Here is a 21,418-nt window from a genome sequence, read left to right on the forward strand (position 1 = left end):
CCCTTCGGCAACTCTTGCCATGACATCCTGTGTCAGTTTTCCTCAGTTTGCTCGAAATTTATGGAATATGCTCAAGCTATATCAAAGAAGAATAGCCTTTATGTCGTGAAGCCGAAGCCTAATAACGAGGTGGAACATACATTTTAATGTCTAACTTAAAGTACTGTAAATTGCCTTGTTTACCAAAGTTTGTTTACTAATATTACAAACAGACTTTCATTAATTTGTATAGTTTAATGGGGGCTATTGCAACTTTTGGCTCAGGAGCGATCGCCTTTCTTTGTTCTGCCGTAGGATCTTATAAAATGAGAAAACGAATCTTATTCGCCTTATCTGTTGTTGTGACAATGAATGCGAGTGCTGGCAGTGAGGTTGCTCAGAGAGCCGATACGCTGTTTACCAATGGGAAAATTTTAACAGTTGATGAGGATTTTAGTATTGCCCAGAGTTTGGCTATTCGTGATGGACGGATAGTGGCGGTGGGCAGTAACGAGGCGACAGAGTCTCTGATTGATGCGCAAACAAAGCTCATCGATCTTAAAGGGAAAACAGTCATTCCTGGACTGATTGATAACCACCTTCATTTTATTCGAGGCGTTTGGAACTTTCAGGCGGAAGTTCGGCTCGATGGCATAGATTCTCGGGCGGAGGCCATGAAGAAAATCCGTGAGAAAGCAAAGCTGCTAGAAGAAGGTAAGTGGATAACAGTCATGGGTGGCTGGAGCAACAATCAGTTTCTTGATGACAATAGTGGGTTTAGCTTGCAAGAGCTCGATAATATTGCCCCAAATAATCCACTTTTCTTGATGCTCGGCTATTCAGAAGGTTTTGCCAATAGTAGAGCGCTTGAACTGGCGAAAATGGACAATGGAGGCCTGGCTCAAGTTAAAGGACGCGATACGGTTAGCGAGTTTATCAACCTCGTTAACTGGCGAAACAAAAGCTCTAATGAGAGTGCGATTCGTACCTATATGAAAGAGCTTAACCGTGTCGGGCTCACTACCGTCTATGATGTTGGACGACCTTCAGAAGGTGAACTCGCACCACTTGAAGCCTTTGCACAAAGTGGTGATATGCCGTTGCGAGTTTTCCATACATTGCGTTATAGCGCTAGTGATGCCGAATCCACAGCGAGTGCTTTAGAATTGATCGAATCGGATTCTGTGTTGCCTCGCTCGAATGATGAGCAGTTTGGTTTGTTGGGGTTAGGTGAGCATATTTATTCGCCTGTTACGGATAACCCTCGCAACATGAAACGGTGGCAGGAAGAAGTTTGGGGGCCGTTCTCGCAGATTTCATTGGCTGCCGCTCGCAATGGTTGGCCTGTTCACGAACATGTAATGAGCCAAGTCATGGCTGTTCAATTTCTTGATCTAGTGGAAGACATCTCGGCTGAGGTGCCAGAAGTTAAGGATCTTCGTTGGACCTTCGCGCATGTCAATGGGATGAAAGACGAAGACATTGCTCGGGCGGCGGATCTAGGTATTGCCTTCGCTGTGCACAACCAAGCCCGTATGAGTGTGAATGTACTCAATGCTCCTCGAATTGGCAGTATTGCAAAATCGGGTGCCTTGTGGGGATTGGGGTCTGATGCCGGTATCGTTGCACCGTACCAACCTTTTATAACACTTGAATGGGTTGTGACGGGAGATAACGTGGCGGCTAAGCTTGGTTGGAGTGAAGATCAGCGCGTCAGTCGAGAAGAAGCCTTGATAGCGCACACTCGAAGCAATGCGGAACTGCTTTTCATGGAACAACATATCGGTTCACTTGAGGTTGGCAAATTGGCTGACTTAGTGGTGTTGGACAAGGACTACCTGACAGTTGAAGAAGATGAAATTGCCGACCTAATACCACTGCTTACCATGACGGGTGGTGAAGTGGTGTATTCACAAAGCGAGGTGGATTAATTTTACCTTCCCCCCAATTATTTCAACTTTAATTTCTCTGGGCTTTTTGTCGGGATAAATCCCGACAAAAAGCCAGTGTATGTAACAAGCCAGAGGCAGCGCATCATTGAGGGTTCGCGCCAGTGTTGAAATGATGTGCTACCTCATTATCTTGGTTCCGATAAAATGGTGTATTCACCATTTTTAGGGTCAGGCAGGGATGATAAGTCGCTGAGCGGTGTGGATGTGTAATGGGCGATAGCAGCTTTAATAGCAATCCAATGGGACACAACTAATATGTTTTTCCCTTTCTCGTTCGCAAAAATAGTCTGTAATTCAGAGACGACGCGGTTCTGTAGTTGTTGGTAGGTTTCTGCGCCTGCTAAGTTGAATTTTTCTTGTTCCTGCCAAAAATGAGTGTATTGCTGGGGGTCCGATAGCAAGGTTTGCTGTTTTGTTTTTCCTTCCCAAGGCCCGAGGTTAATTTCTTTTAAGTTATTTGAAATGACCACATCAATAGCTTGCTGGTCTATGATGAGAGCAAGCGTATCTTGAGCCCGCTGCAGAGGGCTGACATAGGCTTTATGTATCTCATAGCCTCCTAAAGCCTGCTTGGTTTTGATCGCTTGTTCTTTACCTTCTTGCGTTAGGGGCGAGTTTTTATGTCCCTGCAAACGATGTTCTTTATTCCACTCAGTTTGTCCGTGTCTGACTAAAAATATGTTGGTTACAGCTGACATATTGGTTCTCAATCGCGTAGGTAAAGTAGCGATTATATTAACCTAAAAGCTTTCATAGTAAATAACGTGGAAAAGGGGGGGATTGTTTAGCGGGGAATTGAAAAGATAATACTAAAAACTAAGAAAGCACTGACAGCTTTATAATTCGCATGGCTTTCTTAGTTCTAGCAATATTATAGAGGGAGCTTTATTTTGCCGCGATTAATGACACTTCAACTAAAACTTCCGCACCAGGTTTGCCGCCAGGTAACGCACCAATTTCTATCGCTTCGCGTGCTGGTGGTATTTTATCGCCAGGCCAGTATGTGGCGTATACCTTATTAAAAGCACTATAATTGTTAATATCTGTCATGAAAACAGTAACCTTCACAGCATCATCAAAAGTATAACCCGCTTTATCCAAAACAGTCTTAAGGCTTTCCATGACGATTTTAGCCTGATCTGCCATATCATCCTTACCATCACGAGCATACTCAGGAATACCACCATTTACATAAGGAATATGCCCTGAAACAAACAGCATACCATTAGACAATTTAATACCAGGAGTAAATGGTAAAGAAGGCTTTCCATTAGGGTACACAGGTTCAATAACACTCGACCCGTAAGCACTTCCAATTACACAAGCACTAAATAGAGCCAGAAAGAATTTGGTAATCATTTTATTTCTTAACATATACATTTCCCCTTATTAATAAATAAACCCGACAAAAACATCATAATTAAAGCCAAACTACACAGCAAACAATTAAAACTGATCGACGGTGATCACATTTTTTAAATTCTAAAAACCTGATTTCGGCTACTAAGGCCTAATATTATTTATTTATAAAGTCCCACATGGGGGTATTTCTTCGGGCATTGCTATTTTTTCTAGGCTCGGAATTTTTATTTTGCTAACAAAAGCTAGACGCCGCGACGATTCTTTAACAACAGTAGAATGAAGTAGGCCCCGCCAATGATAGCCACCATGGTGCCAGCGGCCAGTTGGTTGGGGTGAATAACGACCTGCCCTAGCCAATCGGCAAACTGTAGTAACCCTGCCCCCAATAAAGCCGACAATGCCAATTGCGAGAACACACTGCGTGCGCCGAGCAAGCTGGCCAAATGGGGGGCGACAATACTGATAAAGACAATGGGACCTAGCAAGGCGGTGACGGTGGCACACAAGGCGGCAGCCAGCATAAGTAACAATACAAAGCTGGGCCGCACGGGGAGGCCTCGGGCGGCAGCAGTAATCTTACCTAGTGACATTAGGGTTAACACTCTGTGCAGACTGAGGCTTAAGGTGATGAGTGCAAGGCTAACACCGCACAACAGCATGGCCTGATCCCCTGTGACTCGGTAAGTAGAGCCAGCTAACCAGCGCAGAATATCGTAAACCTCTTCTGTACCCCTCATTAAACTAAATTGCACAAGTGTTTCTATAAGTGCCGATAACGCCACCCCAGTGAGTATCATAGGAGCTGCGGCAAAGCGGAAGCGACGACCTAATAACAGCAAAATACCCAATACTGTCATGCTACCCACAAAAGCAATTAGTGGCCCAAGCTGTCCCATCCGAATACCAAAGTAAGCACTAAAGCTCACCATGGCCAGTACCGCTCCCGCCGACAAGCCGAGTAAATCTGGACTAGCCAAAGGATTATGAATGATACGCTGCATAATCACCCCAGACACTGCCATGGCGGCTCCGGCGCTTAAAGCTGACAATAGACGCGGCCATTTTAATTGCCAGCTAAAGGCATCAGGCCAAGCAAACACAAATCTGTTTAGCTCAAAGTGTGAAAATACCCCTAAAGCGATAATGGCAAGTAAGCCAAGCATCGCCCAAATAACTGCGGCTTTATGAAGCCGTGTACGCCCTGCCATGGTCATAAAACTGCTGTGGGACGCTTGGTTTTTCTGTTTAAGAATTAGGTAAATAAGTATTGGCGCGCCGAGTAAAGCGGTAGCCAAACCACTAGGCACAATGTCGACACTAAATAGACTGATGATCAGCGCTAAATTATCTGCCATCACCAGCACTAGTGCGCCCAGCAAACAAGACCAATAGAGTTCTGAGGTGGCGGTTCTTGCGCCAATTAATCGGGCAAGGTTGGGGGCGACTAGCCCTAAGAAACCAATTACGCCGACCATGGTAATGGCTGCCGACAGCATCCATAGCCCACATAGCATGAGCACGAGAAACAGTGCTGTTACATTTAGACCACGGCCCTTAGCGCCACTCTGCCCTAAACGTAACAGGGTTAAGGGTTTGCCAGCGTAAAGCAAAATCGCAATGCCAATTAGGCAGTGAGGCCACAACCAATGGAACTTGTCCCAGCCATTTTGGCTCAGATCCCCTGCTCCCCAAATGAAGAGATTTTTGGCGTATTCTTCGTTTAATAAAATTAACGCTGTGGTGAGCGCGCCAAACAGTAAGTTGACGGCCATACCTGATAATACGATGGACAAGCCTGTCAGCTGTCGAATTCCACTGATCAGCAAGACTAAGGTCAGTGCTAATAAAGAACCTGTCATAGCTGCCATGGCTTGATAATGAGTCTGCCCTTCTGGCCAAGCGATGGACAACACAATGAGCCCTAACCAAGCACCACTAGAGGTACCTAAAGTGGTGGGTGATAATAAAGGGTTAAGGGTTAATTGCTGGATGACGCTGCCAATAAGGCCAATGGAAGCCCCTACTAACAGTGCCATGGCAAGCCTTGGTAGGCGTGAGTAAGCCCAGTCAATGTGTGTGAAGTCTTGGCGAATATGACCCTTTAAGATTTGCCACTGACTGGCGAGATCTAGATGGCTGTCTATCTGCAAAAAGCTGAAGCAACATAGCCCTAAAGCGATTAAGGCCATGTATTGTAATCTGTTACTCATTTTATTCATGGGTTGTTAGCAATACCCAATAATGCTGTGGTGATGGCTTCAGCCAAATATTGTAATGACATGGCGCCGCCATAGGTCCAAGTGGCGGCTACTGGGGCAACTTTGCCCTGTTGAACAAAAGGCATGGCTTGCCATAATGGTGAGCTATTGAGCTTCTCTTCTTCGTAGAAAGGTTGGAAATACAGTAAGACATTGTCATTCACCTCTCGTAAATCACGGATTTTCTTCTGTGTTACGCCCCATTGGCTATTGTCGATTGAAAGGGCATTGTCGATCCCCAAAGCAGCAAGGGCGTATTCTGGCATGGAGTTTTTGCCGTAGACATAGACCGATGTGGTGCTGGCAAAACGCATACTGGCGACTTTGGGCAAACCTTCTGGGTATTTGGCGTCAAGCTGCGCTTTGAGCTTGGCGAACACGGCTGTACGTTGGTCGAGTTTCTGTGTGGCAATCTCTTCTTTACCGAGTAATTTTGCTAGCGCAAGAAAGGTTTCATCGGCGGCTTGGGCATTGTTGTGATCTTTTTGGTAGGTATCAAAAAATACCACGGGGGCTATTTTCTCCAGTCGAGACTGCAAGCTTTTTACAGCCGCACCGATCAAGATGACATCGGGTTTAAGTTGCGCCAGCTTGGTTAGATTCGGCTCGGCGCGATCGCCAATACTGTCACTGGCATCAGGTAACACTGGTCTAGCAACCCATTCTTTATAGCCTTTAATATCCGCCACTGCGATAGGAGTAACGCCAAGCTCAATGGCATTTTCGGTGAGTTCCCAGTTCAAGGTGGCAATGCGTGTAGGATGCTCGCTAAAGGTTTTTTCGCCATCACTGTCAGTGATGCGAATCTCTCCGTATGCCGTGCTTAAAAGACAGCAAGAAATTGCAACAAGAGCCTTTTTTATATGGGTTAAACTAGAAGTAAGTACTAACATACAATGGCTACCTTAGAGTCATGTTGAGGGTGAGGAATTAGGGACATAGGAATCCCATACAGGGCTTCTAATTGCTGGCTCTCCATCAGTTCTGATGGTGGGCCTTGGAATAATACTTGGCCTTGTTTCATGGCGACTATGTGATCTGCGTATCGTGCTGCTAGGTTAATATCATGGAGTATTAGAATCATGCCTTGAGCGGTTTCTTGGTTGAGAGTTTGCAATAAACTCATCAGCTCATATTGATGGGCAACGTCGAGCGCGGAAGTGGGTTCGTCTAACAGCATGACGGGAGACTGCTGAGCAAGTAGCATGGCAATCCATGCACGTTGGCGCTCACCACCAGATAGCTCTTCTAGGTATTGCTGTTGGTATTCACTGATGCCGACTTGCTCAATAGCCTTGTGAATAATGTCTTTGTCTTCTTCTTGCTGTTTGCCCCAAGTGCCCCGCCAAGGAAAACGCCCTAGCTCGACCAGTTCTGCGACGGTTAAACCTGAAGAAGTGGGCAAATGCTGAGGCAAAAAAGCGATTTTCTGGGCAAGTACTCGCTGGGAAAAAGCGCTAATGGTTTGCCCACTAAAGCGTACTTCTCCCACATCGGGAGCTAACTGACGTGCTAAACATTGCATCAGGGTAGTTTTCCCCGAGCCGTTATGACCAAGGATGACGGTGATCTTGTCACTTGGTAAGGTGAGTTGAGGAATGTCCAAAATTTTTCTTTGGTTCCTTTCGATCAAAATTTTGGTTAATTCAAACATAGCTTTTCCTGAGACTTTTTATGTTGTCGTGGACAGTTGGAGCACAGCTCTCCGTCCATGCGACGAAAGTGCAAACAGCAGGTTCGTCTTACGAAACTTACCTTCTCGTCTTGCTGTTGCAGTCTGTCCAGTGGCGCTAAGGGTAAATCTAAGTGCTTAGCCCATAACGCGTACTCATGTCGCATGGCTTCTATTGATGCGCTGGGGTCCGCTAACACCACAGTATCCATAACTTGGTCGGCCAATAAGGCGCGGTATAACGTCTGACGACCTCCGTGAAGGGCTAAATGAGCTGCTTCATAGGCGTTGAACAGAATGGAGAGTTTACTGGCGGTGTAAGCAACCAGCTCATGATGTTCCCCATCAACCCAATCCCCTTCTGGTAACGCGTAGCCAGCGATGTAATTGTGCTGTTGATATTGGTGTAATTGGTCGAGAGTGCTGGGTGTCTTTTTCAAATGATAAACACAAATCAGCGCCAAATAGATGGGCTGCCAACAGGCGAGTCCCCAAGACCTAACACGCCAATAAGGCGCACCCGTTTCCGGATGCGCCTCTTGTAGAGTGAGAGATAACTGCTTTAGAAACGGCTTCGAAGAAGCGACAGAGAGCAGGCTTTCTGTACATTCCTGCTCTTCTAACCGCCTTCCTTCTAAAACTGCTATGTAGCCTTTACTCTCAATGAAAAGGTCCTTTAGATGCCCTTTCATACTATTTTTGCTTTAACCATTTAGAACTCATAACGACCGCTGATTTCAAAGGAACGGTCTGCGCCGAACCAACAATTACTTGTGTCGTAGCAAGTGTAATATTCTTCATCAAGCGCATTGGCTACGGAGAACTTCACACTAGCACCTTGCCAATCTGCTGACAGTTGAGCCAAATCATAGCCTACAGATAGATCTACTAGAGTATAAGAAGGTACAGTTGCTGAGTTGGCTGCATCAACTTGCATCTCGCCCACATAGCGAATACCTGTTCCAAAAGAAGCCCCTACCAATGAACCAGACGTTGGTTGGTAAGAAAGCCAAGTGCTAAGTTGCTTCTCAGGAGTCCAAATCGGGGTGTTACCCTGAATGCCGCTGTTGTCTTTGGTAACTTCTACATCTTGTAGGGTTAGCGCTGCTGTTAGATTGATTTCTGCAGTTAAGCTTTTTTGCAGTTCTAACTCAAGGCCACGTGAACGCACTTCCCCTACTTGGATTTGGTCATAAGTGCCGCCATCTGGATCGTTTGTTTTTACATTACTCTTAACAATTTGGAAGGCCGTAAGACCCGCATTAAAGCCATTGCTTTGGTATTTAACACCTGTTTCCCATTGATCTGCTGTAGATGTGTCAAATGCGTTGCCATCTTTATCGGAACCACTGACTGGCTCAAAACTTTGTGCATAGTTCACAAATGGTGATAGGCCATTATCAAATTCATATAATGCACCTACACGGCCACTTATCTGGCTTTGGTCGATAGAAGTGGTGGCTTCAGCGCCGTATTTTGTACCTGTTTCAGAGTACTCATACTGGTCATAACGGGCACCAGCCAAAAATACCCAGTTGTCTAAACGAATTTGATCTTGGACGTATAGACCCACTTGCTCTTTATCAATGGTGAAATCACTGGTATAGCCTGAAGCAGCAAAGTCTAAGTCGCTAACAGAGATCTGGTAGTAGTTGGGGCTAAACAAGTCGATGCTTGGTGCGACCGCGTCTTCGTATTTGATATCGGATTCAAGCTTCAAGTAATCTACACCAATTAATACGTTATGTTCTGCACTGTCTGTATCAAAGGTTGCTGATAGTTGGTTATCAATATTGATACCTTTAGACTCTTCATCGGTTAGATAAGCGCGGCGATTTAGTGTTCTTTCATCAGCGTCTAACGAAGTGGAATAAGTGTTTTCTTGATAAGCATCTGCGAATGTAAAACGAGTGTTTTGCAAGAAGCTCCAAGTGTCGTTGATCTGATGATCAAGTTTAGCGCCCAGTAATAAAACTTCACGTTCGTAAGTTTCCCAATTAGCATCCCCTGCATAAGCATCTGAGCTTAGCTGGCCATTGATGTTTGAGTAAACAGTGCCTTTACTTGGTAAGGCGGAGTAAACCCCCATACTTGGGTCGTTTTGATAGTACATGTTTAAGTTAAGTAAAGTGTCTTCACTTAGCTTGATATCAACGGATGGCGCAAAAAGTATGCGCTCGTTTTCTGATGTAACAGCTTGGCCATCTGACTGGCTGGCTTTGGTAATGACACGGTAATTTACATCTTCATTGATCGCACCTGTTGTATCTAGGCTGACTTCTTTTTTATTGTCGCTGCCAAGTGTCACTTCAAGGGCTGTCTTGCTGCTGCTTTGTGGGGCCTTTGTAATAATATTGACCATGCCACCAGGAGGCATTTCGCCGTATAGGGTAGATGTTGGGCCTTTAAAAATCTCGATCTGTTCGATAGCCGCTACATCAATTTGTGGCTGCAAATTCCAATCGTTATAAAGCAGTGGTAAACCATCGACTAGAATGGTGTCGTTGCTGAAGCCACGTAGGTTGAAAAGATCGAGACGGTTTACAGCACCGCCACGAAGTTCGGTATTTACCCCTGATGCATAACGTAGTGCTTCTGCTACGCTGCTTACGCCTTTTTCCTCAAGCTCTTCATTGGTAATGATAGTAATTGCTTGAGGTGTCTCCTCAGGGTCTAGCTGAGTTTTCGTGGCTGTGTTGCGGTAAGTTTGTCCTGTTACTTCGATCGTCTCTAATACGTCTGCTGATTGAGTGTCAGCCGCATAGGAGTAACTAGTTACCGAGGCGATCGCGACGGCTAGAAGAGTAGGACGAAAAGGAAGGACGCGTTTCATTATAGCTCCAGGTAACATTAATATAATTGAGAATGGATCTCATTGTATTTAGTTGTCAAATAGAAAACTTAACGTTTTGGGGCATATTTACTTAATGTTGGCGTAATAATGAATTTTTGCGGGGTTCAATTGGAAGCCAATATTCCATGTAGCTGTTTTTACAGTCGGGCTTGTAGTTCGGCGAATAGACCTCTAGCTCGAAACCTGGAATATTGCAGTAATTGGACTCTGGTAGCCAATGAAAGAAAAACCACTCGATGGCAGACTCAAGGGCGCTGACTTCCCCTTGCACTGGAATCACGGCATATTCTTGCTCTGGGATGGTGAGAATTTGCTCACCACGAGTTTCCTCGATTGGGTAGCCCGCCCAATACAGTAACTCTTCTGGTCGCCCTTCTCGTTCACGTGTGTCGATGACGCCCATGGGGCTTTTAATCAGCTCACTCACATGCTCTGGGTACTTGGTGGCGAAGTCTCGCCAAACCTTTGGCACCTGATGGCTAAAGTTGGGGGTCTTAGAGAATGGCCCGAGGATCCAATCGTTGTGCCCCATAAGATGAAATTCTGGTCGGGTTTCAATACGTATCTGGGTGAATTCTGTTGGGCGCTGCCAGTTTCGCTTGGCGATGCAGTGTTTTAAAGGCGTGCGCAATCCCACTCGCTTGCCTCGCTGGCGATATTCTCTTGGGCTGCATTGAAACATTTGTTTGAAGGCGCGGCTAAAGCTAATTTCCGATTCAAAGCCACACGCGATCGCCACGTCGATATGTTTGGTTGGGGTGTTTAATAGGAGTTCTGCGGCTTTGCTAAGTCGTAACTCTCTGACGTATTGCGCCACTGTGAGACCTGTTGCGACGCCAAACACGCGCTGAAACTGCCAACGAGACCAGCTGCTCTTTTCAGCAAGCTGAGCCACATTGATGGGTTCATCCAAATGCTGGTGGATGTATTCTAGGGCTTTTTCAATTCGTACAAAGGTTGAGCTAGACATGGCGCATACTATTTAAAAATCATTCTCATTTATAATACCCCGATTTAAGTGATCAGGCTAGAAAAAAGCTTAATTTATGAACAGTTTTAAGCTTGGTTTTTCTAGCCCGTTCTGGGTCTGTAAGTGAGTAAATACTACGGCACTGCGTTATATTTAATAGCGTTTCGACTATTGGTACTTATGTAATAGCGCGATACTAAAGGCAGCTAAATCTGTGTAGATATCAAAATGGAAATCAATTTCTTTGTATTGGGTTTCTCGACCATTACCCGATAACACCAACACAGGCTGACAGCCACGAGCTCTACCTGCTTGCAGGTCGCGCAACGAGTCTCCCACCATGATGGCGGGTGTTTGAGTAAAATCAACGCCGAGTTGTTTTTCTATGGCCTCAATCATGCCGGGCTTAGGCTTACGGCACTGGCATTCATCATCTGGGCCGTGGGGACAGTATTGTATGCCATCAATCTGACCGCCTTCTGCTTCAACCAGCTGAGTCATTTTTTCATGCATAGCCCCAAGGGTTGCTTCATCATAATAGCCTCTGGCAATCCCAGATTGATTGGTGACCACGAAGATCTTAAAACCTGCTTTAGAGAGTGCAGCGATGGATTTTATACTGCCGGGCAAGGGTTGCCACTCGTCTACAGATTTAACATATGCTTTTGAATCTGCATTGATCACGCCATCTCGGTCGAGCAAAATGATGGGTTTAATTTGGGTCATTAGAATAGCCTTCTATTACTTTTATTTGGCTTCACCAATGTCGGCAAAGCTTGCATGGCGGCATGCATTACTAAGATCTTGAGGGCTTAGGGAAATATCTAAACCCCGTTTACCCCCACTAACATAAATATTTTCGAAGCTTTTGGCGCTGTCATCAATACAGGTGGCTAGGCTTTTCTTTTGCCCGAGTGGACTGATGCCACCAACCAAATAGCCGGTTAAACGTTCGGCTTCTTTTGCTTCAGCCATACGTAGTTTTTTAACACCGAAGGCGGTGGCTGCACGTTTCAAATTCAAGGTGCCGGTCACAGGTACTATGGCGACAAAGAAGTTTTTATCATCACTCACCAATAAGGTTTTAAAAACGCATCTAGGGTCTAATAAAAGCTTCTGTGCTGCCTCTTCACCAAAGTTTTGACACTGTGGGTCGTGGTCATACTCATGGATTGAAAACGCAATTTTCTGCTTTTTCAGTAGATTGATGGCTGGTGTCATTGCCCTACTTCTCCTTATATCGAATGTTTAACCAATTGGCTGTTATCTTTGCCAGAACATCGGGGTAAACAATACCAATAAAGTAAAGACTTCCAAACGCCCTAGTAGCATAGAGAAGCACAGCATCCATTTGGCAGGGTCAGCCAAGCTTGAATAGTTGGCCGCAACTTCGCCAAGCCCTGGACCTAAGTTATTAAGTGTTGCAGCGACAGCCGACCAGGCAGTTAGTTGGTCTACGCCTGTGGCCATGAGTAACACCATTAGGATCACGTACATGAGCAAGTAAGCAGAGAAGAAGCCCCATACTGCGGACACCACACGTTCATGAATGGCTTTACCGCCAATCTTTACGGGGATAACCGCACTTGGGTGGACTAAACGCTGGATCTCACGAAAGCCTTGCTTGAGGATCAATAAGATACGTATGACCTTCATACCACCCCCTGTGGAACTAGCACAGCCACCGGCGAAGGATGTCACGATCAATAGGAAAGGAAGAAAGTGCGGCCAACTAGAAAAGTCTGAGGTACCAAAACCTGCGGTTGTTGCGATCGAGACACTTTCAAAAATGGCATAACGAATCGCACTGTCCCATTCATAGGTCGATGTAATGATGAGTACAATAGCGGTTAATGAAATCGTACAAGATAGGATGAACATAAAGAAGCGTGCTTCTGGATCACGAAAGTAATGCCAAATGCTCTTATGGCGCCAAGCGTAAAAATGCAGGGCAAAGTTAAATGCCGCGGTGATCATGAAGAAGGTACAAATCATTTCGATGGCAGCGTTATCAAAGTAACCGATACTGGCATCGTGAGTAGAGAACCCCCCAATGGCCACGGTCGAGAAGCTGTGACAGATGGCATCAAACAAGGTCATACCAGCAATCCAATAACCAAGCGCACAGACCACAGTTAAGGTGCCATAGATGTACCAAAGCGCTTTGGCTGTTTCGGCGATGCGAGGGGTGAGTTTAGTATCTTTAACTGGGCCTGGGGTTTCTGCACGGTATAACTGCATACCACCGATACCAAGCATCGGCATAATGGCGACAGCCAATACGATAATACCCATACCACCTAACCAGTTAAGTAACTGACGATAAAACAAGATAGATTCAGGAAGATCATCTATGCCGGTCAGTATCGTTGCCCCTGTGGTGGTTAAACCTGATATGGATTCAAATAAAGCGTCGGTAAAGGTTAAATCTGGGGTTTCGGCAAGGAAGAAAGGCACTGACCCGAACAGACCCAGTACCGTCCAGAAAAGCACGGTAACCAAAAATCCATCTCGAATTTTCAGCTCGCCACGCTCTCTATGAACCGGTATCCACAGTAAAAAACCGCCAATTAAGTTGATCGCTAATGCATAAAGAAAGGCATCGAGTACCCCATCGGAATATATCAGTGAGACAATAATAGGTGGTATCAGTGAAACACTGAAAACCATAACCAATAAACCGATGACGCGAAGTATTACCTTAAAGTGCATAGTGATTCCTAATGCTTGCCTGCGCGGCTTGTTGATGCCCGTATCAGAAGAAAGTTAAGCCGACTTGGAAGAGTTGCTCGACAGCAGGGATTTGTTTCTTGTTGGTCACAAAAGTGATGACATGATCTTCTGCTTGAATAACCAATTCCCCTGTCGCAATGATCACATCGTCTCCTCGAACGATAGCCCCTATTGTTGCCCCTTCAGGTAAGTTCAAATTGGCAATGCTACGACCCACCACTTTCGAAGATTTGTAATCACCATGTGCGATAGCTTCCAGTGCCTCGGCTGCACCTTTACGCATTGAGTGTACGTTTACTACATCGCCACGGCGAATATAACTTAACAGCGAACTGATGGTGGTTTGTTGTGGGGAAATGGCAATATCAATCATGCCTTCTTGTACAATGTCGACGTAGGCTGGGTTGTTGATAATGGTCATGACAGTGCGAACACCGAGTACTTTGGCCAACATAGAAGACATGATATTGGCTTCGTCATTATTGGTTAGAGCACAGAATACGTCAGTAGACTCTATGTTTTCTTCTAGAAGGAGTTCTTGCTTGGAGGCGTCTCCGTTCAACACTATGGTGTTGTCTAGGTTCTCAGAAAGGTAACGGCAGCGTTCAGGGTCTCGTTCAATAATCTTCACGCGATATTCTTTTTCCAAACTACGAGCAAGTCTCTCACCTATGTTACCGCCCCCAGCAATGATGATGCGTCGATAAGGTGTGTCCAGTGGACGCAATTCACTCATGACATCCAGTACATCCCGTTGAGCCGTTAGGAAGAAGACTTCGTCATTTGCGTAGATGTAGGTATTGCCATTAGGAGAAATGGACTTACCGTCTCGGTAAATCGCGGCAATACGGGTTTGAATGGACGGCATGTGCTCTTGCAAAAAACTAATGGGTTGGCCGATGAGCGGGCCACCCTTCTCGGCTTTAACCACCACTAATTGCACTCGACCTTCTGCAAACTCCATGACCTGTAGTGCGCCGGGGTAACGAATCAATCGACTTAGGTGTTTGGTTACTTCTTTCTCTGGACTGATGCGTACGTCTATTGGCAGGTGCTGATCTTGAAATAACTGAGGGTATTTGGAATAAGCGCTGGATCGAACGCGTCCAATTTTTGTTGGGGTTTTAAACAAGGTGTAAGCAACCTGACACGCAACCATGTTCGTTTCGTCTTGGTTACTTACCGCAATCAGCATGTCGGCGTCGTTACAGCCAGCCTGATCTAGCACATCAGGGTGTGCGCCATTACCTTCTACTGTTTGAATATCAAGACGATCTTGTAACTCTCTAAGGCGAACTAGGTCGGTATCTATGACCGTAATATCATTATCTTCACTGGCTAGATTTTCTGCGAGTGTTGCACCAACTTGGCCTGCACCAATAATTATAATTTTCATATTTCGCCTTAGAGCTTAATAGATGGATGTGCTCTTAGTTGTCATAAAGGTTACGGCTTATGGCCGGAAAGGATTTGCATTTTTCTTGAACAATTTTACCCCTTACTCCGCCATTATTTAACTCGTTGTCGCGAAATACTTTAAATATTTTTGAGGAATAGTCTCAAACAACTTTTCCTGTTCTACCACTGTTCCTTGTCAGTCCTTTTGAAGTTCATTATCCCGCTTGGGTTAAATCAACGGGTTTATTTTAAGGAAAAAAAGCGCCTCCATTTGTGTTCCATGTGAAACACTATGGCAGGTGCTTTGTTATAAAACTCATATTTTACTTAGGGTTATCTGTACCCATTGGACTGAAAGGATTGCTCAATCTGCTTTTCTAATTAAGCAGTAGTAAAATCCATCGTGACCGTTAATTGTCGGCATAAGCTGACGTCCATGAGAAACCGCTTCTCCCCAATTTAGCTCTAAGCTTGAATTTAAGGTGTTTAGTGGTACTTCCATTGCGTCTTCATGCTCTCCAAGGAACCGAGCAACTTGTTGCTCATTCTCTTCTGGCATTAATGAGCAGGTAGCGTAGAGCATGTATCCACCTGCCTTCAGTGTTTTCCAGACTTGATCCACTATCTGCTTTTGAATCTCAACTAACTCATTAATGTCTGCAGGCTTTCGATTAATCTTAATGTCTGGATTTCGACGAATTACCCCTGTTGCTGAACAAGGTACATCGAGCAAAACCTTATCGAATGTATTGCCATCCCACCACGCATCAAGATCACCTGCATCAGCACAAATAAGAGAAACTGGATAACCTAGTCTTTCTAGGTTTGATTCAATTTTCTCTAATCGCCATGGCTCAAGTTCAACGGCGGTGAGTTGTGAAGAAGGTGCTTTCTCAAGTAAATGCCCTGTTTTTCCACCGGGTGCTGCGCAGGCATCTAGAATCTTTTCATCCGCTTCAGGGTTCAAAATATGTGCACTTAGTTGCGCTGCTTCATCTTGAACACTACATAGACCGTCCATAAACCCTGGTAGATGCATAACGTTTTGCGCATTCCGTAGATAGATAGCAGAGGTTGAATACTCCCCAATATCTGCTTTTATGCCTTTGTCAGATAAGCTTTCCAAGTATGTTTCACGTGAAACTTGATCTTCGTTTACACGGATGCACATAGGCGGATGGATGTTACTGGCTTCAATAATGCTTTCTAAATGATCTGGCCAATGTTTGTTAAAGCGTTTCACCAACCACTTAGGCATATTGTATTCAACGGATGGCATAGCAGAAAGATTATCAATAATCTCATCACACTCACGTTGGTAGCGTCTCAATACCGCATTGACTAATTTGGTCGCCCAATCCTTTTTTAGTAACCGACAAGCTTCGACCGACTCATTAACCGCAGCATGATCTGGTGTATTCATGTGAGTTAATTGATACAAGCCAAGTAGCAGAATGGCGTATAGGTCTATGTCTTTTTCTTCGAAGGGCTGGTTAAGCAAACTGAGCGCAACACTGTTAAGTGTTGGGTAATGTCGACATACGCCAAAGCACAGCTCTTTTAATAGAGCCTGATGCTCTGGTGCTACTTCTTGTTGGAAGCGAGCTAGTTGAGTGCTCAAGGAGCCTTGTTGAGATAAAACATTGCTAATAATTTTTATCGCGACTTGGCGTGCGCTGTGATGTACCACATTGTTATCGGGAGAGTTCATCATTTTTGGCCTGTAGAAGGTGTTTGAGTAAAGATAAGGCCGGGAGTTAGCGCCAGTTTGTTTTTACCGTTTAAAGCGTCTTGAACCTTCATGCGCTTACCACCTGCAAACTGCACTTCAGTGATTAATACACTGCCCTTTCCTGTCGCGACCACGAGTCCTTTTTTACTTGTCTCGAGAATTTCACCCGCTTTGGCCGTATCCGATGTTTGCTGGCAAGGTTCAGCAGCATGGATTTTCATTACTCCATTGCTAGTATGGGTGAAGGCGGAAGGCCAAGGGGATAATCCACGAACTTGCCTCTCAATAAGTTCGGCATCATTGTTCCAATCAATATCACCTTCTTGTTTAGTGAGTTTGGCGGCATAACAGGTGTGCGTGTCATCCTGCTTCTCTGGTGTTAGCTTATCTTCTTTTAGTAGTTCTAAAGCATCGATCAATGCCTCACCACCTAGGGTCGCCAAGCGCTCATGCAAACTTGTAAAATCATCTCTAGGGCCGATCTCACAGCTTGCTTTCAATAGCATGTCACCGGTATCAAGCCCGACATCCATTTGCATGATAGTAATGCCGGTTTCTGAGTCCCCTGCAATGATGGCTCTATTGATAGGCGCAGCCCCACGCCAGCGAGGTAGTATGGATGCATGAACATTAATACAGCCTAATTTTGGCGTCTCTAATACTGCTTTCGGTAGAATGATTCCATAAGCAGCCACAATCATTAGGTCTGCTTGATGAGCTGCTAGTTGCGCCTTGTCTTCTTCATTTTTAAAATTTAGAGGTTGGAAAACCTCAATGTCGTGTTCCAGAGCAAGTTGCTTAACAGGGCTATAGATAAGCTTCTGGCCACGACCAGATGGACGATCCGGCTGGGTGTAAACCGCTACGATGTCGTAGTTGTTCTGCTCTTTGGTGTTTATCAAAGCTTGTAAACTGGCTGCAGCAAACTCTGGTGTGCCTGCGAAAATGATGCGTAATGGTGATGACATATTGAATCCTTAACAAAAAAATCAGGCCGTGGCCTGATTTTCAAATACAGAAGTTAGCGAAAAATCTTGTTTTACTTCGCTTGTTTTAGCGCCAACTTTTGGGCTTTTTCTAATTTACTTTTGATGCGATTGCGTTTGAGTGGCGAAAGATAATCCACCATTAACTTACCATCAAGGTGGTCAACTTCATGTTGCACGCAGACGGCTAGTAGCTCATCCACTTCCATTTCAAAAGGTTTGCCATTTCTATCCAGCGCTTTCACTCTTACTTTTGCAGCGCGATAGATGTGTTCGTAAAACCCCGGAACAGATAAACAACCTTCTTGGAATTCGTTAGCTTCATCATCAATGACTTCAAATTCCGGATTGATGAAAACAATCGGCTCATTGCGCTCTTCAGAGAAATCCATAACGACTAAGCGGTAGTGGTAATCCACCTGTGTCGCCGCAAGCCCTAAGCCATTCTCATCGTACATGGTGTCGAGCATGTCATCGATTTGCGTTTGTAATTCTGGAGTGAATTCAGTGATAGGCTGTGCGACCTTACGCAAGCGCTTATCTGGGTATTCTAATACGGGTAAAACGGCCATGATCTTTTCCAATAATGTATCTATGTGAGGGGGATGTGATGCCCGCTCTTTAGCTAAACTTAATTTTCCATATTGTAACGTAAATCCAGTCTTTGTTCAGCGTTGCAATGCTGGTTTTTTGGTCAATAAAATAAATTCGCTCCATATAACTTGACTATAATTATGGGCTGATAAGACGCAACTATTGGATGGAGCGATTAGAAAAACGAGATTTCTTATCGATGTCTTACGATGAGCATGGAGGCTTATATGGCGGAAGAGGGAGAAACGAATTCACTCAGTAAGACTGACTGGATAGCATTTAGTTTTTTAACAGCAATTGGACCTGCCAGGCTATCACGTTTATTTCATTATTTAACTTCGCTTAACGAAGCCCAAGGTCTGTTCAAAGACACTGATCATACTGTTCTTACTCGACAAGATATCAATTATGATTTGCTCAGATCGTTGAAGTGGCCAGAGGCAACCGCAATACAGGCAATGGAGTATTTAACTCACCATAAGTTGAGTGAAGAGCAACAGAAGAAATTAGATCAGACCCTAGAATGGCTCGAGATGAGTAATCATCACTTAATTCTACGCAGCGATTCTGCTTATCCTACTCTGTTAAAAGAGATCAGCACGGCTCCCGCTTTGCTGTATTTAGAAGGACACCTTCTCTCCCTAGCTCAGGACAAAATTGGTATTGTCGGAGCAAGAAAGTGCTCTGCTTATGGTCGACAAATTACTCACGAGATTGCGACTCAATTGTCAGTGAATGGCGTATGTGTCGTGAGTGGCGGTGCTCTTGGTATTGACACTGCCGCTCATCGAGCCTCACTTAATGCGCAGGCCACCCCCACAGGGGTTATCATGGGAACAGGGTTATTACATTGTTATCCCAAGCAAAATGCATCCCTTTTTAAACAAGTTGTAGAACAGCAAGGATTTCTGTTAAGTGAATACCCACTAACTACAGAGCCCCGTCCACATCTATTTCCACCTAGAAATCGCATCATTAGCGGCCTGAGCCATGGGGTGCTAGTAACGGAAGCATCGATTAAAAGTGGATCTTTAATAAGTGCTAATTATGCCCTACAACAAAACCGTGAAGTATTTGCTGTGCCAGCCCGCCTGTCTGATAAGCAATCGAGTGGTTGCCTTCAGCTTTTGCGACAAGGGGCTGTATTGGTTCGAAGTGCAGATGACATTATTAATGAATGCCCTTCTCTTCAATCTCTATACGTTAGCAAGGCTAATTCCGAAACGACTGTAAAGGATAAAAGCTCAAAATTACCGACAGCTCCTAAATCGCCTGTCTGTACACAAACGACTTCTAGTACCGGTAAGGTGTTAATGGACTTACTCATTGAGTCCACAGATGGCTTAGACTTTGATTCTTTAATTAGAGCTTCAGACTTAGACGCCCCGCAGCTCATGCAAGCACTCATGGAGTTGGAACTTACGGGGTGTGTTGTGAATTTTGGAGGGCTATATCGATTGAGCCAAGACTAGCTTTCTCTTGCTGTTATTCGGCTTAATCCATGCCACTGAAAATGTCTTTTTTAAGCTGCTTAATATCGCGACGCTCTTTCTTATTGGGTTTGTGATCGGCCATGATTCGGCCACCAAACGACTTATGTTCGAGAGCTCTACGCTCACGCTTTTCAATGGACTCTGGTGTCTCTTCATATAGTAGCTGAGCCTCAGGTGCGCCTCGGCGCTGTTCACTCAAAGCTTTCACCTCAATTACCTTTTCATCCCAGCCTAATCTAAGCCCTATCATGGCGCCTACTTCTACATTACGGCTGGCTTTGCCCTTGCTGCCGTTGTAAGTTACTTTGCCTCCGTCAATGGCGTCTTTGCAAAGGGAGCGGGTTTTGTAAAAACGTGCGGCCCAAAGCCACTTATCTAAACGAACAGCTTGTGGTGTAGACTGCTTTTCTGCTTTACTCATAAGTCTGTTTTACTCATAAAATATGTTGACCGTATTTGTTGTCATAGAGGCTGTCATGAAGGACGTTAATCAACACCCCATTTTCCAAGCTCTTCAAAAAATAATACACGATGCCGCCGATGTGATCATGGATATTTATCAACGTTCAGATTTAGAAATCGAGCATAAGTCTGATGATAGCCCTGTTACTGCAGCGGACCTAGCCGCCCATAAAGTGATTTTAGCTGGACTCGAGCGTTTAACTCCAGACATTCCTGTTCTGTCCGAAGAAGGTGTCGTCGATTTTGAAGAGCGTTCGCAATGGTCTATGTTGTGGGTGGTTGATCCTCTTGATGGGACAAAAGAATTTATTAAACGTAATGGTGAGTTCAGCGTCAACATTGCCCTGATCGAAAATAACGCACCTATTGTGGGTATGGTGTATCTACCAACCACATCGGAAGGTTATTTTGGAGTGACCCGCCCTTGGCAAGATTTACCCCTTGGTGCTATTAAATGGCAAGGGGATGAATACGAAGCCATTAAAATACGCCAGCCAAGGGATCCTATCATTGTCATGACCAGTCGTAGCCATGGCCCTGCCCTGCCTAAAGATTTGAAAGATACCTTAAAACATACCTACGAACAGGTCAGAGAATTGCCAAAAGGAAGTTCTATTAAGGGCTGTCGTATTGCGGAAGGTATTGCCGATTTACATATGCGCCGTGGACCAACCAGTGAATGGGACACTGCGGCACAGCAGGCTATTATTGAAGCGGCTGGCGGCATGCTGGTCACGCCTAAAGGAAAACCTTTTAAATACAATAAGCGTGAAACATTGTTGAACGGACACTTCTTTGTCTCTGGGCCTGAATTGGCACCAAGCGTGATGGATTGGTATAAAAAGAAAGTCTAGGAATGTCGCACAACGTCATATCCGGTTTCAAACAAAGTCCCTACGTTTCACGTGAAACATATCTAGACTAATATGCAAGTAGAACAATTAGATAGCTCTATTCAATGTTATTGGAAGCA

Annotated in this window: 19 protein-coding genes; 3 read left to right on the forward strand and 16 right to left on the reverse strand. The window is 45.0% G+C overall.

Annotation, left to right across the window (positions count from 1 at the left end):
* Window positions 1–305: 305 nt before the first annotated feature.
* Window positions 306–1,910 carry an amidohydrolase gene (locus tag ACUM5Y_RS08550; protein WP_445976453.1) on the forward strand — a complete coding sequence of 535 codons (1,605 nt, stop codon included), beginning with the start codon at window positions 306–308 and terminating at the stop codon, window positions 1,908–1,910.
* 146 nt (window positions 1,911–2,056) lie between these two features.
* On the opposite strand, the gene ACUM5Y_RS08555 is transcribed toward ACUM5Y_RS08550, so the two are convergent.
* From ACUM5Y_RS08555 to def, 15 genes are all read right to left on the reverse strand, one after another.
* Window positions 2,057–2,629 (reverse strand): histidine phosphatase family protein, encoded by a 573-nt coding sequence (locus ACUM5Y_RS08555; protein WP_445976454.1) that lies wholly within the window; start codon window positions 2,627–2,629, stop codon window positions 2,057–2,059.
* A gap of 187 nt (window positions 2,630–2,816) precedes the next feature.
* A complete protein-coding gene (locus tag ACUM5Y_RS08560; RefSeq protein ID WP_445976455.1) occupies window positions 2,817–3,305 on the reverse strand; it encodes a RidA family protein in 489 nt (162 codons plus the stop codon).
* Window positions 3,306–3,535: 230 nt separating this feature from the next.
* The gene (gene fhuB / locus ACUM5Y_RS08565) at window positions 3,536–5,503 is read right to left on the reverse strand and encodes a Fe(3+)-hydroxamate ABC transporter permease FhuB (protein WP_445976456.1); all 1,968 of its coding nucleotides are present in this window, start codon (window positions 5,501–5,503) and stop codon (window positions 3,536–3,538) included.
* Window positions 5,504–5,508: 5 nt separating this feature from the next.
* Window positions 5,509–6,444 carry an iron-siderophore ABC transporter substrate-binding protein gene (locus ACUM5Y_RS08570; RefSeq protein WP_445976457.1) on the reverse strand — a complete coding sequence of 312 codons (936 nt, stop codon included), beginning with the start codon at window positions 6,442–6,444 and terminating at the stop codon, window positions 5,509–5,511.
* On the reverse strand, window positions 6,438–7,205 hold the full coding sequence (locus ACUM5Y_RS08575) for an ABC transporter ATP-binding protein (protein ID WP_445976458.1): 768 nt from the start codon (window positions 7,203–7,205) through the stop codon (window positions 6,438–6,440). Before ACUM5Y_RS08575 ends, ACUM5Y_RS08570 begins: the two co-directional genes overlap by 7 nt.
* Window positions 7,193–7,915 (reverse strand): siderophore ferric iron reductase, encoded by a 723-nt coding sequence (locus tag ACUM5Y_RS08580; protein ID WP_445976459.1) that lies wholly within the window; start codon window positions 7,913–7,915, stop codon window positions 7,193–7,195. The genes ACUM5Y_RS08575 and ACUM5Y_RS08580 overlap by 13 nt, the downstream gene beginning before the upstream one ends.
* A 20-nt stretch (window positions 7,916–7,935) precedes the next feature.
* Entirely contained in the window at window positions 7,936–10,056 is a 2,121-nt protein-coding gene (locus ACUM5Y_RS08585; RefSeq protein WP_445976460.1) for a TonB-dependent siderophore receptor, read from the reverse strand.
* A gap of 91 nt (window positions 10,057–10,147) precedes the next feature.
* A complete protein-coding gene (locus tag ACUM5Y_RS08590; RefSeq protein ID WP_445976461.1) occupies window positions 10,148–11,047 on the reverse strand; it encodes a GyrI-like domain-containing protein in 900 nt (299 codons plus the stop codon).
* 168 nt (window positions 11,048–11,215) lie between these two features.
* Window positions 11,216–11,773 (reverse strand): D-glycero-beta-D-manno-heptose 1,7-bisphosphate 7-phosphatase, encoded by a 558-nt coding sequence (gene gmhB / locus ACUM5Y_RS08595; RefSeq protein WP_445976462.1) that lies wholly within the window; start codon window positions 11,771–11,773, stop codon window positions 11,216–11,218.
* A 21-nt stretch (window positions 11,774–11,794) separates the two neighbouring features.
* Window positions 11,795–12,268, reverse strand: a complete 474-nt coding sequence (gene ybaK, locus ACUM5Y_RS08600) for a Cys-tRNA(Pro) deacylase (RefSeq protein WP_445976463.1) — start codon at window positions 12,266–12,268, stop codon at window positions 11,795–11,797.
* Window positions 12,269–12,310: 42 nt separating this feature from the next.
* On the reverse strand, window positions 12,311–13,759 hold the full coding sequence (locus ACUM5Y_RS08605) for a TrkH family potassium uptake protein (protein WP_445976464.1): 1,449 nt from the start codon (window positions 13,757–13,759) through the stop codon (window positions 12,311–12,313).
* A gap of 43 nt (window positions 13,760–13,802) precedes the next feature.
* On the reverse strand, window positions 13,803–15,176 hold the full coding sequence (gene trkA, locus ACUM5Y_RS08610) for a Trk system potassium transporter TrkA (protein ID WP_445976465.1): 1,374 nt from the start codon (window positions 15,174–15,176) through the stop codon (window positions 13,803–13,805).
* Window positions 15,177–15,542: 366 nt separating this feature from the next.
* Entirely contained in the window at window positions 15,543–16,892 is a 1,350-nt protein-coding gene (rsmB, locus tag ACUM5Y_RS08615; RefSeq protein ID WP_445976466.1) for a 16S rRNA (cytosine(967)-C(5))-methyltransferase RsmB, read from the reverse strand.
* On the reverse strand, window positions 16,889–17,878 hold the full coding sequence (fmt, locus tag ACUM5Y_RS08620; RefSeq protein WP_445976467.1) for a methionyl-tRNA formyltransferase: 990 nt from the start codon (window positions 17,876–17,878) through the stop codon (window positions 16,889–16,891). Before fmt ends, rsmB begins: the two co-directional genes overlap by 4 nt.
* 71 nt (window positions 17,879–17,949) lie before the next feature.
* A complete protein-coding gene (def, locus tag ACUM5Y_RS08625; protein WP_445976468.1) occupies window positions 17,950–18,468 on the reverse strand; it encodes a peptide deformylase in 519 nt (172 codons plus the stop codon).
* A 249-nt stretch (window positions 18,469–18,717) separates the two neighbouring features.
* Here def and dprA point away from each other — a divergent pair, with 249 nt between their 5' ends.
* Window positions 18,718–19,962 carry a DNA-processing protein DprA gene (gene dprA / locus ACUM5Y_RS08630; RefSeq protein ID WP_445976469.1) on the forward strand — a complete coding sequence of 415 codons (1,245 nt, stop codon included), beginning with the start codon at window positions 18,718–18,720 and terminating at the stop codon, window positions 19,960–19,962.
* Between the two features lie 22 nt (window positions 19,963–19,984).
* Here dprA and ACUM5Y_RS08635 read toward each other — a convergent pair whose 3' ends face one another.
* A complete protein-coding gene (locus ACUM5Y_RS08635; protein WP_445976470.1) occupies window positions 19,985–20,404 on the reverse strand; it encodes an Hsp15 family ribosome-associated heat shock protein in 420 nt (139 codons plus the stop codon).
* Window positions 20,405–20,459: 55 nt separating this feature from the next.
* On the opposite strand from ACUM5Y_RS08635, the gene cysQ reads away from it, so the two are divergent.
* Window positions 20,460–21,299: a 3'(2'),5'-bisphosphate nucleotidase CysQ gene (gene cysQ, locus ACUM5Y_RS08640; RefSeq protein WP_445976471.1), complete on the forward strand. Its 840-nt coding sequence runs from the start codon at window positions 20,460–20,462 to the stop codon at window positions 21,297–21,299.
* Window positions 21,300–21,418 lie beyond the last annotated feature (119 nt).

Source organism: Marinomonas dokdonensis, from assembly GCF_052747885.1.

Excerpts from the sequence above, each read along its gene's own strand:
- ACUM5Y_RS08560 (WP_445976455.1), bottom strand. The coding sequence starts at position 3,305 with ATGTTAAGAAATAAAATGATTACCAAATTCTTTCTGGCTCTATTTAGT.
- trkA (WP_445976465.1), bottom strand. The coding sequence starts at position 15,176 with ATGAAAATTATAATTATTGGTGCAGGCCAAGTTGGTGCAACACTCGCA.
- dprA (WP_445976469.1), top strand. The coding sequence starts at position 18,718 with ATGGCGGAAGAGGGAGAAACGAATTCACTCAGTAAGACTGACTGGATA.
- ACUM5Y_RS08585 (WP_445976460.1), bottom strand. The coding sequence starts at position 10,056 with ATGAAACGCGTCCTTCCTTTTCGTCCTACTCTTCTAGCCGTCGCGATC.
- gmhB (WP_445976462.1), bottom strand. The coding sequence starts at position 11,773 with ATGACCCAAATTAAACCCATCATTTTGCTCGACCGAGATGGCGTGATC.
- fmt (WP_445976467.1), bottom strand. The coding sequence starts at position 17,878 with ATGTCATCACCATTACGCATCATTTTCGCAGGCACACCAGAGTTTGCT.
- rsmB (WP_445976466.1), bottom strand. The coding sequence starts at position 16,892 with ATGATGAACTCTCCCGATAACAATGTGGTACATCACAGCGCACGCCAA.
- ACUM5Y_RS08570 (WP_445976457.1), bottom strand. The coding sequence starts at position 6,444 with ATGTTAGTACTTACTTCTAGTTTAACCCATATAAAAAAGGCTCTTGTT.
- def (WP_445976468.1), bottom strand. The coding sequence starts at position 18,468 with ATGGCCGTTTTACCCGTATTAGAATACCCAGATAAGCGCTTGCGTAAG.
- ACUM5Y_RS08635 (WP_445976470.1), bottom strand. The coding sequence starts at position 20,404 with ATGAGTAAAGCAGAAAAGCAGTCTACACCACAAGCTGTTCGTTTAGAT.
- ACUM5Y_RS08580 (WP_445976459.1), bottom strand. The coding sequence starts at position 7,915 with ATGAAAGGGCATCTAAAGGACCTTTTCATTGAGAGTAAAGGCTACATA.
- ybaK (WP_445976463.1), bottom strand. The coding sequence starts at position 12,268 with ATGACACCAGCCATCAATCTACTGAAAAAGCAGAAAATTGCGTTTTCA.
- cysQ (WP_445976471.1), top strand. The coding sequence starts at position 20,460 with ATGAAGGACGTTAATCAACACCCCATTTTCCAAGCTCTTCAAAAAATA.
- ACUM5Y_RS08550 (WP_445976453.1), top strand. The coding sequence starts at position 306 with ATGAGAAAACGAATCTTATTCGCCTTATCTGTTGTTGTGACAATGAAT.
- ACUM5Y_RS08575 (WP_445976458.1), bottom strand. The coding sequence starts at position 7,205 with ATGTTTGAATTAACCAAAATTTTGATCGAAAGGAACCAAAGAAAAATT.
- ACUM5Y_RS08605 (WP_445976464.1), bottom strand. The coding sequence starts at position 13,759 with ATGCACTTTAAGGTAATACTTCGCGTCATCGGTTTATTGGTTATGGTT.
- ACUM5Y_RS08555 (WP_445976454.1), bottom strand. The coding sequence starts at position 2,629 with ATGTCAGCTGTAACCAACATATTTTTAGTCAGACACGGACAAACTGAG.
- ACUM5Y_RS08590 (WP_445976461.1), bottom strand. The coding sequence starts at position 11,047 with ATGTCTAGCTCAACCTTTGTACGAATTGAAAAAGCCCTAGAATACATC.
- fhuB (WP_445976456.1), bottom strand. The coding sequence starts at position 5,503 with ATGAGTAACAGATTACAATACATGGCCTTAATCGCTTTAGGGCTATGT.